At 69.3% G+C, this 13149-nt stretch carries 14 protein-coding genes and 1 tRNA gene; 6 read left to right on the top strand and 9 right to left on the bottom strand.

Annotated elements, in window-relative coordinates:
• The first annotated feature begins 16 nt into the window (after positions 1-16).
• Both ACOKGD_RS07500 and ACOKGD_RS07495 read left to right on the top strand, forming a co-directional pair.
• On the top strand, positions 17-742 hold the full coding sequence (locus ACOKGD_RS07500; protein ID WP_342334789.1) for a response regulator transcription factor: 726 nt from the start codon (positions 17-19) through the stop codon (positions 740-742).
• Complete coding sequence (locus ACOKGD_RS07495) at positions 742-2181, top strand: sensor histidine kinase (protein ID WP_342334790.1); 1440 nt, start codon at positions 742-744, stop codon at positions 2179-2181. Before ACOKGD_RS07500 ends, ACOKGD_RS07495 begins: the two co-directional genes overlap by 1 nt.
• 112 nt (positions 2182-2293) lie before the next feature.
• Here ACOKGD_RS07495 and ACOKGD_RS07490 read toward each other — a convergent pair whose 3' ends face one another.
• Positions 2294-2557 carry a hypothetical protein gene (locus tag ACOKGD_RS07490; RefSeq protein WP_342334791.1) on the bottom strand — a complete coding sequence of 88 codons (264 nt, stop codon included), beginning with the start codon at positions 2555-2557 and terminating at the stop codon, positions 2294-2296.
• Between ACOKGD_RS07490 and ACOKGD_RS07485 the strand changes: the two genes are divergently transcribed.
• Genes ACOKGD_RS07485 through ACOKGD_RS07475 form a run of 3 tightly spaced genes read left to right on the top strand, consistent with a single transcriptional unit; the run spans position 2547 to position 4725 of the window.
• Positions 2547-3401 carry a DUF3500 domain-containing protein gene (locus tag ACOKGD_RS07485; protein ID WP_342335519.1) on the top strand — a complete coding sequence of 285 codons (855 nt, stop codon included), beginning with the start codon at positions 2547-2549 and terminating at the stop codon, positions 3399-3401. The two genes, ACOKGD_RS07490 and ACOKGD_RS07485, sit on opposite strands and share 11 nt — an antisense overlap.
• Positions 3332-3487, top strand: coding sequence for a helix-turn-helix domain-containing protein (locus ACOKGD_RS07480; protein ID WP_421355117.1), 156 nt, complete (start codon positions 3332-3334; stop codon positions 3485-3487). The genes ACOKGD_RS07485 and ACOKGD_RS07480 overlap by 70 nt, the downstream gene beginning before the upstream one ends.
• Positions 3487-4725, top strand: coding sequence for a tyrosine-type recombinase/integrase (locus tag ACOKGD_RS07475; protein WP_342335520.1), 1239 nt, complete (start codon positions 3487-3489; stop codon positions 4723-4725). Before ACOKGD_RS07480 ends, ACOKGD_RS07475 begins: the two co-directional genes overlap by 1 nt.
• Positions 4726-4936: 211 nt before the next feature.
• On the opposite strand, the gene ACOKGD_RS07470 is transcribed toward ACOKGD_RS07475, so the two are convergent.
• The 5 genes from ACOKGD_RS07470 to dusB all read right to left on the bottom strand — a co-directional run bounded on the left by ACOKGD_RS07470 (position 4937) and on the right by dusB (position 10305).
• Positions 4937-5009 (bottom strand) — tRNA-Asn (locus ACOKGD_RS07470).
• Positions 5010-5067: 58 nt separating this feature from the next.
• Positions 5068-5847: an ATP-binding cassette domain-containing protein gene (locus tag ACOKGD_RS07465; RefSeq protein ID WP_342334792.1), complete on the bottom strand. Its 780-nt coding sequence runs from the start codon at positions 5845-5847 to the stop codon at positions 5068-5070.
• 42 nt (positions 5848-5889) lie between these two features.
• Positions 5890-7776 (bottom strand): DNA primase, encoded by a 1887-nt coding sequence (dnaG, locus tag ACOKGD_RS07460; protein ID WP_342334793.1) that lies wholly within the window; start codon positions 7774-7776, stop codon positions 5890-5892.
• Positions 7776-9146, bottom strand: a complete 1371-nt coding sequence (locus tag ACOKGD_RS07455) for a deoxyguanosinetriphosphate triphosphohydrolase (protein ID WP_342334794.1) — start codon at positions 9144-9146, stop codon at positions 7776-7778. The genes dnaG and ACOKGD_RS07455 overlap by 1 nt, the downstream gene beginning before the upstream one ends.
• Positions 9147-9150: 4 nt before the next feature.
• Positions 9151-10305 (bottom strand): tRNA dihydrouridine synthase DusB, encoded by a 1155-nt coding sequence (gene dusB / locus ACOKGD_RS07450; protein ID WP_342334795.1) that lies wholly within the window; start codon positions 10303-10305, stop codon positions 9151-9153.
• A gap of 55 nt (positions 10306-10360) precedes the next feature.
• On the opposite strand from dusB, the gene ACOKGD_RS07445 reads away from it, so the two are divergent.
• A complete protein-coding gene (locus ACOKGD_RS07445; protein ID WP_342334796.1) occupies positions 10361-10858 on the top strand; it encodes a glutathione peroxidase in 498 nt (165 codons plus the stop codon).
• On the opposite strand, the gene ACOKGD_RS07440 is transcribed toward ACOKGD_RS07445, so the two are convergent.
• Genes ACOKGD_RS07440 through recO form a run of 3 tightly spaced genes read right to left on the bottom strand, consistent with a single transcriptional unit; the run spans position 10859 to position 13070 of the window.
• A complete protein-coding gene (locus ACOKGD_RS07440) occupies positions 10859-11524 on the bottom strand; it encodes a DsbA family oxidoreductase (RefSeq protein WP_342334797.1) in 666 nt (221 codons plus the stop codon).
• Complete coding sequence (locus ACOKGD_RS07435) at positions 11521-12327, bottom strand: isoprenyl transferase (RefSeq protein WP_342334798.1); 807 nt, start codon at positions 12325-12327, stop codon at positions 11521-11523. Before ACOKGD_RS07435 ends, ACOKGD_RS07440 begins: the two co-directional genes overlap by 4 nt.
• Entirely contained in the window at positions 12324-13070 is a 747-nt protein-coding gene (gene recO / locus ACOKGD_RS07430) for a DNA repair protein RecO (RefSeq protein ID WP_342334799.1), read from the bottom strand. Before recO ends, ACOKGD_RS07435 begins: the two co-directional genes overlap by 4 nt.
• Positions 13071-13149 lie beyond the last annotated feature (79 nt).

Genomic DNA, 13149 nt, shown 5'->3' with positions numbered 1-13149 from the left:
CGAACCAGGAAAGCTGATGAGCATGACCCGACCCACACCTCTCACCCGCCTCGATGGGACGCCGATCCGCGTGCTCGTCGTAGACGACGAGGCCAACCTCAGCGATCTCCTGCGTATGGCCCTGGATAACGAGGGCTGGGATGCGCGCTCCGCCGGGAACGGTCAGGAGGCCCTGAACCTCGTGCGGGAGTTCGCTCCGGATCTCTTGGTGCTCGACATCATGATGCCCGGCATCGACGGCATGGAGGTGCTGCGCCGGATCCGCGACGCCGGCAACGACGTGCCCGTCCTGTTCCTCACCGCCAAGGACGCCGTCGAGGACCGGATCGCCGGCATCAGCGCCGGAGGCGACGACTATCTGACGAAGCCCTTCAACCTGCAGGAGGTCGTCGTCCGGCTGCGGGCGATGGCGCGTCGCCATGTCGCCGCTGCCGCCGCGGTCGACACCGTCCTGCGTGTGGGAGATCTGACGCTCAACGAGGAGACGTACGAGGTCGCGCGCGCCGGCGAGCCGATCAAGCTGACCGCGAAGGAGTTCGAGCTGCTCCGCTACCTCATGCAGAATCCTCGCCGGGTCCTCAGCCGCGCACAGATCCTCGATCAGGTGTGGAGCTACGACTTCGGCGGCACATCGAGCGTGGTGGAGATCTACATCTCCTACCTGCGCAAGAAGATCGACACCCTCGGTGATCCGCTCATCCACACCGTGCGCGGCGTGGGATACACGATCAAGACCCCGTAATGACCCGCTGGACCCTGCGCCGCACGCTCGTCGTCGGCACCGGAGCGCTCGTTGCACTGACGCTTCTCGTCACCGGCGTCGTGACCTCGCTGGCGCTGCGCTCATTCGTGTACGACCGCCTCGACGCACAGGTGATGGAGACCCTCCAGATCACCCGCATCAGCCAGGAGAACATGCCAGGCGGACCGACGCAGCCGGGCGGCGGGTCAGGAGACAGGCCCGCGCCGCGCGTGGGAGCCCTGCATGTGGTGTACGACGCCGACGGATCGGTCGTCGACTCGAGCTACACCGGCGACGACGGTGAGGAGCGGTCGCTCGATGCCGCTCAGCTGGCCGCGATCGATTCGGCCGGCCTGCGGGAGGGCACACCCACCAGCGTCGATCTCGGGGAAGCGCTCGGAGAGTTCCGCCTCGCCGCGCAGGAGCGAGACGGTCAGAGAGTGGTCGCCGGCATCTCGCTCGAGGACGTGGCCGCCACGACCTCCGCGCTCGCCATCATTCTGCTCAGCGTCGCCGCGGTCGCCCTGCTGCTCGTGCTCGTCGGACTCTCGTTCTGGGTACGCCGCACGCTGCGGCCGCTCGACCGCGTGGCAGGCGTCGCGCAGAGGGTGGCCGACCGGCCCCTCGCCGTCGGCGACGTCGAGATCCCCGAGCGTGTCGCCGAAGCCGACACCGACCCCGTGACGGAGGTCGGTCGCGTCGGCCACTCGCTCAATGTGCTGCTCGCCCACATCGAACAGGCCCTGCGATCCCGACAGCACAGCGAGGATCAGCTTCGCCGATTCATCGCAGACGCGAGCCACGAACTGCGCACCCCTCTCGCATCGATCGGCGGATACGCCCAGCTCTCCCTGGGCGAGGGCGCGCCGATGACCCAGACCCAGCACCGAGCCTTCGACCGCATCGCCTCGGAATCCTCGCGAATGGCAGAGCTCGTCGAGGACCTCCTGCTCCTCGCACGCCTCGACGCCGGCCAGCCCCTGCGGCGCGAGCCTGTGGACCTCACGCTGCTCGCGATCGACGCGGTCAGCGACGCGCACGCGGCCGACCGGACCCACACCTGGCTGCTCGACGTCCGCGAAGAGGACTCCATCGAAGTGCCGGGCGACGATAACCGGCTCCGCCAGGTGGTCGCCAACCTGCTCCGCAACGCCCGCACGCACACGCCGCCCGGCACCCGCGTCGTCACCTCGCTCCGGGTCGACGGCGACGAGGCGGTCGTGGAGGTGATCGACGACGGCCCCGGAATCGATCCCGAGGTGCGCCAGCGTCTCTTCGAACGCTTCGCGCGCGGCGACCAGTCCCGCAACCGGGACGCCGGCAGCACCGGCCTCGGTCTCTCCATCGCCGAGGCGATCGTCTCGGCGCACGGCGGCTCGATCTCCGTCGCGAGCGAGCCCGGGCGCACTGCCTTCACGGTGCGACTGCCTGTGGCGTGATCGGCTGAGCCACCGACGCGGCGGCACGTCCGCGCGATGGCTGACCGTCACCAAGATGCGCGAGTCGCACCGGGCGTCGAACGCGTTCCTCATAGGAGCGTCCAAGGCGCGGTTAGCGCGCGGCTTGGCTTCCGCCGCGAGCATCGAGCACATGAACAACATCCCGCAGGCCGCTCGCCAGGCCACCCGCACCCCGTACGCGAAACTCGTCCTGACGCTCGGCGCCCGGTCTCGCTCTCCTTCCCATCGTCCTGACGGGTTGCGCCACCGCAGCCTCGACGCCGCTCGGCGGCACGACCTCCGCGTCGTCGTCCACCACGAGCGATGCGGTCTCGTCGACCTCGGCCTCCACCACGGCGGAGACGATCACGGACACCGCGGCAGCCGCCGAGGCGTTCCTTGCGACCCTCTCCGACGAGGAGCGCGACGCGGTGCTCTACGACTATGACGACCAGACGAAGACGACGTCCTGGTCGAACTTCCCGGTGACCTTCGTCGAGCGCGTCGGCCTGAATCTCAGCGACCTCGACGAGGAGCAGAAGGCAGCCGCGCTCGAGGTGCTGAAGACGCTGCTGAACGACGAGGCGTACGAGACGGTGTCGGGCATCATGGGTGGGGACGAGTATCTGCACGAGAACAGCTCCAGCACCGAGTCCTCGTTGGGCCAGTACTACATCGCGCTCTTCGGAGATCCTTCCGACACCACCGCCTGGGAGCTGCAGTTCGGCGGTCACCACCTGGGCATCAACGCCAGCCTGGACGGCACCGCCGGGACCATCACGTTCGCCCCCACACACCTCGGCGTCCAGCCCGCCGTGTACACCGACGCGAGCGGAGAGGAGGTGCAGCCGTTCGACGCGATCTACACCGACGCTTTCGCGTTCTTCGACAGCCTCACCGAGGATCAGCAGGCCACCCTGACCTCCGGCGACGTGACCATGTGCGCTCCGGGCGACACGTGTGACTTCGCCGCCGGATCCGGGCTCACCGGAGCCGACCTGACCGACGAGCAGAAGGAGCTTCTGCTCGACCTCGTCGCGAATTGGTCGGGCATGGCCGACGAGGAGACGGCCGCGGCGGCGCGCGCGGAGATATCCAGCTGTCCATGGAGCATCTGCTCCCCCGCTATGACGAGAAGCAGGTCGCCGAGCTGCTTGGCGTATCTGTCCGTACGCTTCAGAACTGGCGCTACGAGGGCCGGGGCGGTCCGACATATGTGAAAGTTGGAGCCAACGTCCGCTACACGGGACAAGCTCTCATCGACTTCATCGCAGCGCACACCGTTGACATGGGCGAGGTCGCGTGATGGCGCGGCCCCGTAAGGCGCCTGGTGAACTCGGCACCGTCACGATCGACAAGCGAGGAAATCAGTTTCGCGCTCGTGCCAAGATCCGTGATGGTCGCGGCGATCTGATCCACATCAGTGTCCTCGGAGACACGCCTGAGCAGGCGCGGCGAGCGGCAGAGGCGAAAGCGCGACAAATCTGGTCGAGGCTGTTCGTCGAGGTCACGCCGGCGACGACCGTCGCTCAGCTCGTGCAGATGTGGCTGGCCTCTCCGCGCGTACGGTCGCGGAGGCCGTCGACGCAACAGCAGTACGAGATCAATGCCCGCACGATCCTGCTCGATCGAATCGGTGCCGTACATGTGAAGGCCTTGACCCCGCAGTTCGTGGCGCTGTTCATCTACCAGCTCAACGAAGAAAGGGGTTCGGCTTACGCGGCTCGGGCCAAGCGCACGTTGGGCCCGGTTCTAAACGTTGCGGTGAAGCAGGGGATCATCGCTCACAATCCTGTTCGCGGACTCGATCGACTCGAGCACGGCGAACGGGAGTACCTCGCTCTCACGGCCGAGCAGGTGGCCCCCGTCCTTCGTCTCATGAGCGAGTGGCGCGGTCTCAATCCCGACCGACGGGGCGGCGTCCGTGCGAACTGGCAGCTGCTGCTGGATTCGGCACTCATCTCGCTCGGGAGCTCAGCTCGCCCCGGCGAAGTCCTCGCGCTCAGGCGCGAAGACATGCGATTCAAAGACGGCCGCATGCAGTTGAGGCTCGCCGGCACAGTCACGCAGACGAAGGCAGCCGGAAACAGCCGACAGGACTCTCCGAAGAAGGCGCGCCAGAAACGGTGGATCACCGTGCCCGAGTTCACCGCCGCCGTCGTGCGTCGTCGTGTCGCCAACTACCGAGAGAACCCTGATGGGCTTCTGCTGTCCACGAAGAACGGAACGCCCTACGCCGTCAACAAGCTCGAACTGACCTACAGGGAGTTCCGGAGGCACGCGGCGGATGAGCTTCGAGCCTTGGGGATCGATCGGCTCGACCTATTCACACCGAAGGTGTTCCGGAAGACCGCTGCCACGATGGTGCAGGAAGGCGCCGACATCGATCTGGCGCGCCGGTTTCTGGGGCACGCGGACGAGCGCACCACCAAGGATCATTACCTGCCGCCGGAGGAGGTAGTGCCGGAGAGAACCGCAAGGATCCTGGACGCGGCGTTGGGCTCGCAGATCGATATCGCGGCCCTCATGGGCGATAACCGGTGATCATCACCTGGTGTCGCGCGGCTGCTCGGCGGCGACCTACACGGAGCGGGTAGTAAGCAGTAGTAGTCGCACTGCGAAAGCGGTTCTTTGTCCATTTCGTGTCCAAAACGACGACTCATCGTCTGGATGCGGGTGCGGCGGACCCGGAGCGAAATCGAATAAAAACCCTGGTCAGAATGGAAAAAGGCCCGCCTGTTAAGGCGGGCCTTTGCTCCCCGGCTTGGACTCGAACCAAGAACCTGCCGGTTAACAGCCGGCTGCTCTGCCAATTGAGCTACCGAGGATCACTCCTCGCTGCCCCTCGCGGGGCAACCAGATAACTCTATCAAAGGTCGGCAGTGCTCACGAAACCGGCGTACGCCCGGGAGCGTCGGGGGTCCAGAGCAGCGCGCCCTCGGAGGACTGGGCCACCACGTGGCCGGAGCGAAGGCGCAGCAGCGAGGCGCCCAGCTCGCGCGCGAAGGCCTCGTCGTTGCTCGCGATCACGGCCGCCATGCCGTTGTCGCGACGCCGGCGGACGATCGCGTCGTACAGCGTGTGACGCACCTCGAGGTCGACGTTGGCCAGCGGCTCGTCGGCGACGAGGACCCGCGGATCGAGCACCAGGGAGCGCGCGAACGCCACGCGCTGCCTCATCCCGGCACTGAGCTCGTAGGGGAACCGATCGGCCGTGCCCAGGGGCAGGTGCATCTCGTCGAGCAGGCCGGCGACGCGCACGGCGACCGCGCGCCCGTTGACGCGCCGGTCTCGCGAGGTGATGGGCTCGGCGATCGCCTCGCCCACGGTGAGGCGGTTCGGGAGCGTCGCGCTGGCGCCCTGGGGCAGGTGGCCGACGCGGTACTGCAGCACTCGCCTATCCCGGCCGCGCCGCTTCACCGACAGCCCCGTCACCTTCGCCTCGCCGCCGGAGAGCCCGAGCGTCTCGTCGCTGCGCCCGGCGAGCACCTCGAGCAGGCTCGACTTGCCCGATCCCGTCGAACCCGAGACGACCAGGATCTCCCCCGCCTTCAGCGTGAAGGTCACCCCGTCGACGGCCCGCATCTCGGGCCCGTGGCCCCACCGGCTGATGCTCAGGTCGGAGCAGACGACGGCGTTGACGGGATCATCCGGGACACGGAACATGTGTCCCATCCTGCCCGCTCCGGGAGGCGCGGGCGAGCCCGATCACTCCACGTCGATGAGCGCACGGCGGTCGTGGTCGAGATCGCGCAGCCGCATCCGCAGCGCGCGCCCCTCCTCCGAGATCGGAGAGGTGCGCTGGACGGCGCCGAGAAGCTCGTTCTTCTCGCTGTCCAGTGCCCGCAGGATCAGGCGACGGCAGATGTCGTTGACCGATGCGACGGCGTGCTCGTCGTCGCGCGCCGGGAAGTCGCGGGCGAGCAGCTCACCCGCGAGCTGGCGATACGGCTCGCGGGTGTTGTCGACCGCCGTCATCGCCCAGCCCGGGCGCGCCGCGGCGATCGCGGCGGCGACGCTCGCTCGCACGGCCTCGAGCGCGACGGTGCGGAACGGGATGGCCAGAGCGCGCCCCAGGATCGCCGGATCCACCCGGTGCCCGTACAGCAGGATCCCGGTGAGCGCGTCGCGCTCCATGGCGACGTCAGTCGTGCGCGGCAGAGAGGCGATCGTGACCCGCTGCAAGGGAGCGTCCGCGGATGCCGCGGGCTCGGACCCGGGCATCGTGCGCGCCTCCGAGCGACCCTCGTCCTTCTTCCCCGCGCCATCGGCCCGGCGCGCCGCCTGCTCGACCGCGCCGTGCACGTCGCGCGGCTCCATGCCGAGCTTGCGGGCGAGCACACGCTCGTAGCCCGAGCGGATCATCCGGTCCCGGATCGCGGCGACAATCGGCGCGGCCGACCGCAGCGCGCCGATCCGCCCCTCGACGCTCGAGAGATCGAACCCGCCGATGCGCCGATCGATCACGAACTCGAACATGGGCACGCGGTGGTCGAGCAGGCCCCGGACGGCGGCGTCTCCGCGCTGGAGGCGCAGGTCGCACGGATCGAGGCCGTCGGGTGCCACCGCCACGTAGGTCTGCGCGTTGAAGCGGCTGTCCTCGGCGAACGCGCGGATCGCCGCCTTCTGGCCGGCCTCGTCACCGTCGAAGGTGAAGACGACCTCGCCGTTGGCCGACTCGTCGCCCATAACGCGGCGCAGCACCGTGACGTGCTCGGATCCGAACGCCGTTCCGCAGGTGGCGATGGCGGTGGTGATGCCGGCGAGATGGCACGCCATCACGTCGGTGTACCCCTCGACCACAACCACGCGCTTCGGGTCGCCGCGCGAGATGTCGCGCTTGGCCAGGTCGAGGCCGTACAGCACCTGCGCCTTCTTGTAGATCGGCGTCTCGGGGGTGTTGAGGTACTTCGGCCCCTGGTCGTCGTCGTAGAGCTTGCGCGCGCCGAAGCCGATGGTCTGGCCGGTCACGTCGCGGATCGGCCACACCAGCCGCCCGCGGAACCTGTCGTAGACACCGCCGCGCTGGTTGGTCGAGACGAGGCCGGAGGTGGTGAGCTCCTCGCGCGTGAAGCCCTGGGCGGTCAGCGCCTTCAGCATCGCGTCCCACCCCTTGGGCGCATACCCGACTCCGAAGTGCGCCGCCGCGCCGGCGTCGAACCCGCGCTCGCCGAGGAACCGCCGCGCGGTCTCGGCCTCGGGCGAGACGAGCTGCGAGCGGAAGAACTCGGCCGCCGCCGAGTTCGCCGCGAACAGACGGGATCGCCCGCTGGTCTCGGGGGCCGGACCGCCGTCCTCGTAGTGCAGCGTGAACCCGATGCGCGCGGCGAGCTTCTCGACGGCCTCGGTGAAGGTGACGTGATCCATCTCGCGCAGGAACGAGTAGACATCGCCCGACTCGCCGCAGCCGAAGCAGTGGTAGTAGCCCACCTGCGGGCGCACATGGAACGACGGGCTCTTCTCGTCGTGGAAGGGGCACAGACCCTTCATCGAGCCGACCCCCGCCGAGCGGAGCGCCACGCGCTCCCCCACGATGTCCGCGATGTTCGTGCGCGCCTTGACCTCTTCGACGTCGGCCTGACGGATGCGCGGCATCAGTGGGCCTTCTGCAGGACTGCGGCCGCGCCGTTGCGCGCCACGGTGTGATCGACGAGCCGCGCGTGGCGCGGCGTCCAGATGCCGACCTCGGCCGGATCGATCTCGCCCACGAGGCGGTTGTGCCAGTCGACCGCGGTCTGATCGGTCAGGCTCGCGACCTGGTCGACCACCACGCGGGCGCGCTCGGCGTCGTTCTGGGCCGCATGGAAGTCGGCGGCGAAGGCGGGCTCGAGCACGTCCGGTCCGGCAGCGAACAGCGCATCGGTCGACCAGAGGGCATCGGCCAGGCGCTTGAGCACCCGCCGCTGCTCCTTGTAGACACCCTTGCGCGCCTCGATCGTCACGATCGACGAGCCCATGATGCCCTTGAGGACGGCGATCTCGACCTCGATCACGCGGGGCACGATGACGTGCGCGTTGTAGCGCGCGAGCGACGGCCCGGCATATGCCTCTCGCGTGGCGCCGACGGCGGCGCGGGCGAAGCGTCCGATCAGGTCGCTCGTGAGGTTCTTCAGGCGCGCGAGATCCTGGCGCGAGCGGTCGAACGACTTCAGCCACATCGGCTGACGCGTGAGGCGCCACAGCGCGTCCGCGAGCTCCTCGCGCGAGTAGTCGTAGCCGACCCACTGCTGGATCTTGCCGATCAGCGGGTGGTGCTCGACCGGATCCGACAGCGCGGCCAGATCGATGTAGCCGTTGACGACCGCATCCTCGAAGTCGTGGACCGAGTACGCGATGTCGTCCGAGAGATCCATGATCTCGGCCTCGATGCAGCGCAGGCGCCCCGGGGCGTCCTGTCGCATCCAGTGGAAGACCGCCTCGTCCTCCGGATAGACGCCGAACTTCAGCCGACCGCCCGGATCCGGGATGGGGTTGTCGACCGTCCACGGGTACTTGCAGGTGGCGTCGAGGCTGGCGCGCGTGAGGTTCAGCCCCACCGACCGGTCGCTGTCGTCGAGCACCTTGGCCTCGAGGCGCGTGAGGATGCGCAGCGACTGCGCGTTGCCCTCGAAGCCGCCGATGTCCTCGGCCCACTCGTTCAGCGCCCGCTCGCCGTTGTGACCGAACGGCGGGTGGCCGAGGTCGTGGCTCAGGCACGCCGTGTCGACCACGTCCGCCGACACCCCCAGCGAGATGGCGAGCTCGCGGCCGATCTGCGCCACCTCGAGCGAGTGGGTGAGCCGGTTGCGCGCGAAGTCCGCGGTGCTGGCAGGGCTCAGGACCTGCGTCTTGGCCGCCAGGCGCCGCAGGCCTGCCGAGTGCAGGACGCGCGCGCGATCGCGGGCGAACCCGTCGCGCTCGGAGCGGTGATCCTCGGAGAAGAACCGTTCGGCGTCGCTGTCGTCGTATCCGTCGGGACGGTTCATCGCCTCAGCCGCCACTGGTGTCCAGCTCCGCTTCCTGCAGCTCGCAGCTGGCGTCCTCGGCGATGTCGCGCGAGTCGAGCCAGCCCTGCGGCAGAACCGGCCGCTTCGGGGTGCCGGCGCGTCCGCGCTGACCCTCGGCCGCGGCACCCGGGTACGGGGCCGAGTGGTCGAGCTGCGCGAGCAGGTCGTCGATCTCGGCGAGGCTGGAGGCGGTCGCCAGGCTCGCGCGCAGGTCGCCGCCCACCGGGTACCCCTTGAAGTACCAGGCGACGTGCTTGCGAATGTCGCGGCAGCCACGGCCCTCGTCCTCGAAGAACTCGACGAGCAGCTCGGCGTGCCGGCGGAAGCCCTGCGCGACGAACCCGAGGGTGGCGTCCACCACCGGTGCATCGGCGCCGAACGCCTGGGCGAGCTCGCCGAACAGCCAGGGGCGCCCGAGGCACCCGCGACCGACCACGACACCGTCGCACCCGGTCTCATCCATCATCCGAAGCGCGTCGTCGGCGCTCCAGATGTCGCCGTTGCCCAGCACCGGGACGCTGGTGACGGCCTGCTTGAGCTGGGCGATGGCCGACCAGTCGGCGGTGCCCGAGTAGAACTCGGCGGCGGTGCGCGCGTGCAGGGCGACCGCGGCGACTCCGGCGTCCTCGGCGATCCTTCCCGCATCCAGGAACGTGAGGTGATCCTGATCGATGCCCTTGCGCATCTTGACCGTCACCGGGATGTCGCCGGCGGCCTTGACGGCGCCCTCGACGATCTCGCGGAACAGCCCGAGCTTCCACGGCAACGCCGATCCGCCGCCCTTGCGGGTGACCTTCGGAACGGGGCAGCCGAAGTTCAGGTCGATGTGGTCGGCCCGCCCCTCCTCCGCGATGATGCGCGCCGCCTCGGCGGTGACCTTCGGGTCGACGCCGTAGAGCTGGATCGAGCGCGGGGTCTCGGACTCGTGATGGCGGATGAGGCGCATGGTCGCCTCGTTGCGCTCCACCAGGGCCCGGGTCGTGATCATCTCGCTCACGTAGAGACCGGCGCCGTACTCGCGGCACAGGCGGCGGAACGCCGTGTTCGTGATGCCCGCCATGGGCGCCAGCACGACCGGCACGTCGAGATCGATCGGGCCGATGCGCAGGGCGCGGCGTTCGGCGGTTGCAGAGGTCACGGCTCCATTCTCACAGACCGACCCGGGACGGTCGCCGAGTGCGAGACTTGGGTGCATGACCAGCTCCGATCTCCCCCCTGTGCGCGACATCCCGTTCACCGACGCGGAGGGCGCCGAGCACACGCTCGCCGACTTCGACGGCCCCGTGCTCGTCGTCAACGTGGCCTCGAAGTGCGGCCTCGCACCCCAGTACGAGCAGCTCGAGGAGCTGCAGCGCACCTACGGCGACCGTGGCTTCGCCGTCGTCGGGTTCCCCTGCAACCAGTTCATGGGCCAGGAGCCGGGATCGATGGAGCAGATCCTCGAGTACTGCTCGACCACCTGGGGCGTCACCTTCCCCGTCAACGACAAGCTCAAGGTCAACGGGCCCAACGCGCACCCGCTGTACAAGGCGCTGAAGAAGACGAAGGACGGCCGCGGCAAGGCCGGCCGCGTGGCGTGGAACTTCGAGAAGTTCCTCGTCGGCCGGGACGGATCGGTCACCCGATTCCGCCCCCAGCAGAAGCCGGACGACCCGGAGATCGTCGCGGCGATCGAGGCCTCGCTCGCCTGATCAGGCGGTGTGCTCGGCCCACACCTGACGGGCCACCTGCGTGAAGGCCTCGGCGGGCTGCGCGCCCGATACGCCGTACTTGCCGTCGATCACGAAGAACGGCACGCCGCTGATGCCGAACTCGCGCGCCTGCGCCTGATCGGCGCGGACGTCCGCGAGGTGACGTTCGCTCTCGAGCGCATCACGCGCGGCCTCGGCGTCCAGGCCGACCTCGGCGGCGAGCTCGACGAGCTCGTCGACCCGGCCGACGTGGCGGCCCTCGACGAAGTACGCCGCCATCAGCCGCTCGGTCATCTCGAGCTGGCGGCCCTGCGCCTTCGCGAAGTGGATCAGCTCATGCGCCTTCACCGTGTTGGTGTGCTGCTGCAGGTCGAAGCGGTAGTGCAGGTCGGCCTGCTCGCTGGCGACCTGCGAGACGCGCTCGTTCATGGCCCGAGCCTGCTCGAGCGTGATCCCCTTGTGCTGGGCGAGGAAGTCGGCGCTGGAGCCGTCGAAGTCCACGGGCGTATCCGGCGACAGCTCGAATGAGTGATAGACGACCTCGACCTGCGGGGCGTGGGGATCCTGCGCCGTCGCGGCGAGGCCGTTCTCGAGGTTCCGCTTGCCGATGTAGCACCACGGGCAGGCGATGTCACTCCAGACATCGATGCGGATCGGATCGGTCATTCGCTCTCCTTCGGGGCGTCGATCGCGCCGCCGAACCGGCGTTCGCGACCGAGGTACAGGTCGATGGCGTGCCACAGATCGGCGCGCGAGAAGTCGGGCCACAGCGTGTCGAGGAACACCATCTCGGCGTAGGCCGACTGCCACAGCAGGAAGTTCGAGGTGCGCTGCTCTCCGCTGGAGCGGACGAACAGGTCGACATCGGGCATGTCGGGCACGGCGAAGTGCCGGCGCAGGGCCTTCTCCGTGATCCCGGAGGGCTTCAGCCGACCAGCCGCGACCTCCTCGGCCAGCGCGCGGACGGCGTCGATGATCTCGTTGCGCCCGCCGTAGTTGATGCACATCGTCAGGGTGAGTCCGGTGTTCTGGGCGGTCAGCGCCTCGGCGACCCGCAGCTCCTTGATGACCGACCCCCACAGGCGTGGGGTGCGTCCGGCCCAGCGGATCCGCACGTTCCACTCGTTGAGCTGGTCGCGGCGGCGGTGCAGCACGTCGCGGTTGTAGCCCATGAGGAAGCGCACCTCCTCGGGCGAGCGACGCCAGTTCTCGGTCGAGAAGGCGTACACCGAGAGGTGCTTCACCCCCGCTTGGATCGCGCCGGCGACGACGTCGAGGAGCACCTCCTCCCCCGCCTTGTGCCCCTCGATGCGGTTGAGGCCGCGCGCGTTGGCCCATCGCCCGTTGCCGTCCATCACGATCGCGACGTGCGCGGGGGCGTCCTTGCCGTAATCGGGCGCCTGCAGCCCCGTCCAATCGAGCGGACGGTACGGCACCGCATCGCGGTGCGTGTACGGCTTCGGTGTCATCGGGATCCTCGGTTCCAGGCGGGCGGCTGCGGCTGGCCCAGCGCGCGCAGCCCGCGATCCATCGTGAACTGCACGTACGCGGCGACGAGGCCGGACGCCGCGATGGCGTCGCGTTCGGGCGCGGTGTCCACGGCCCCCCAGTCGCCCGCGACGAGCGCCTGCATGAGGGCGAGGACGGCCGCCGTGACGTGGGGCGTGCCGGGCGGGGCGCAGCTCGCGCACACCAGCCCGCCCAGCTGAGCGAGGAACTGGCCGTGCGGCCCCTCCCTCCCGCAGCGCGCGCACACCTCGAGCGCGGGGGCCCAACCGCCCAGCGACAGAGCCCGCAGCAGGTACGAGTCGAGCGTGCCGCGCGCGGCGTGCTCTCCCCGCGAGAGCGAGCGCAGCGCCCCCACGAGGAGGTAGTACTGGTTCGGCGCCGGCTCGTCGTCCGTGAGGCGGTCGGCCGTCTCGACCATGGCGCTCGCGGCGGTGTAGCGGTCGTAGTCGGCGGCGATGTCGGCCCCGTACGCGCCGAGCGACGACGCCTCCTGCACGATGTCGAGGTTGCGCCCCTCGTAGAGCTGCACGTCGGCCACCATGAACGGCTCGAGTCGCGCGCCGAACTTCGACGAGGTGCGTCGCACGCCCTTCGCGACCGCGCGCACCTTGCCGTGCTCGCGGCTCAGCATGGTGACGATCCGGTCGGCCTCTCCGAGCTTGTGCGTGCGCAGCACAACAGCTTCGTCTCGGTAGGAGGGCACGACTCCATTATCCGCCGCCCCGCCGACACCGGGCGCGTGGGCGACCGCGGCGCGGCGCACCCGGCCGCGGATGGGACGA

Origin of the sequence: Microbacterium phosphatis (genome assembly GCF_049177115.1) — a bacterium.
GTDB classification, from domain to species: domain Bacteria; phylum Actinomycetota; class Actinomycetes; order Actinomycetales; family Microbacteriaceae; genus Microbacterium; species Microbacterium phosphatis.
The sequence above is the reverse complement of the archived record's forward strand: the minus strand, read 5'-3'. Positions and strand labels throughout refer to the sequence as shown.

Excerpts from the sequence above, each read along its gene's own strand:
- ACOKGD_RS07455 (WP_342334794.1), bottom strand. The coding sequence starts at position 9,146 with ATGAACCGTCCCGACGGATACGACGACAGCGACGCCGAACGGTTCTTC.
- ACOKGD_RS07495 (WP_342334790.1), top strand. The coding sequence starts at position 742 with ATGACCCGCTGGACCCTGCGCCGCACGCTCGTCGTCGGCACCGGAGCG.
- ACOKGD_RS07440 (WP_342334797.1), bottom strand. The coding sequence starts at position 11,524 with ATGACCGATCCGATCCGCATCGATGTCTGGAGTGACATCGCCTGCCCG.
- ACOKGD_RS07445 (WP_342334796.1), top strand. The coding sequence starts at position 10,361 with ATGACCAGCTCCGATCTCCCCCCTGTGCGCGACATCCCGTTCACCGAC.
- ACOKGD_RS07500 (WP_342334789.1), top strand. The coding sequence starts at position 17 with ATGAGCATGACCCGACCCACACCTCTCACCCGCCTCGATGGGACGCCG.
- dnaG (WP_342334793.1), bottom strand. The coding sequence starts at position 7,776 with ATGCCGCGCATCCGTCAGGCCGACGTCGAAGAGGTCAAGGCGCGCACG.
- ACOKGD_RS07435 (WP_342334798.1), bottom strand. The coding sequence starts at position 12,327 with ATGACACCGAAGCCGTACACGCACCGCGATGCGGTGCCGTACCGTCCG.
- ACOKGD_RS07475 (WP_342335520.1), top strand. The coding sequence starts at position 3,487 with ATGGCGCGGCCCCGTAAGGCGCCTGGTGAACTCGGCACCGTCACGATC.
- ACOKGD_RS07465 (WP_342334792.1), bottom strand. The coding sequence starts at position 5,847 with ATGTTCCGTGTCCCGGATGATCCCGTCAACGCCGTCGTCTGCTCCGAC.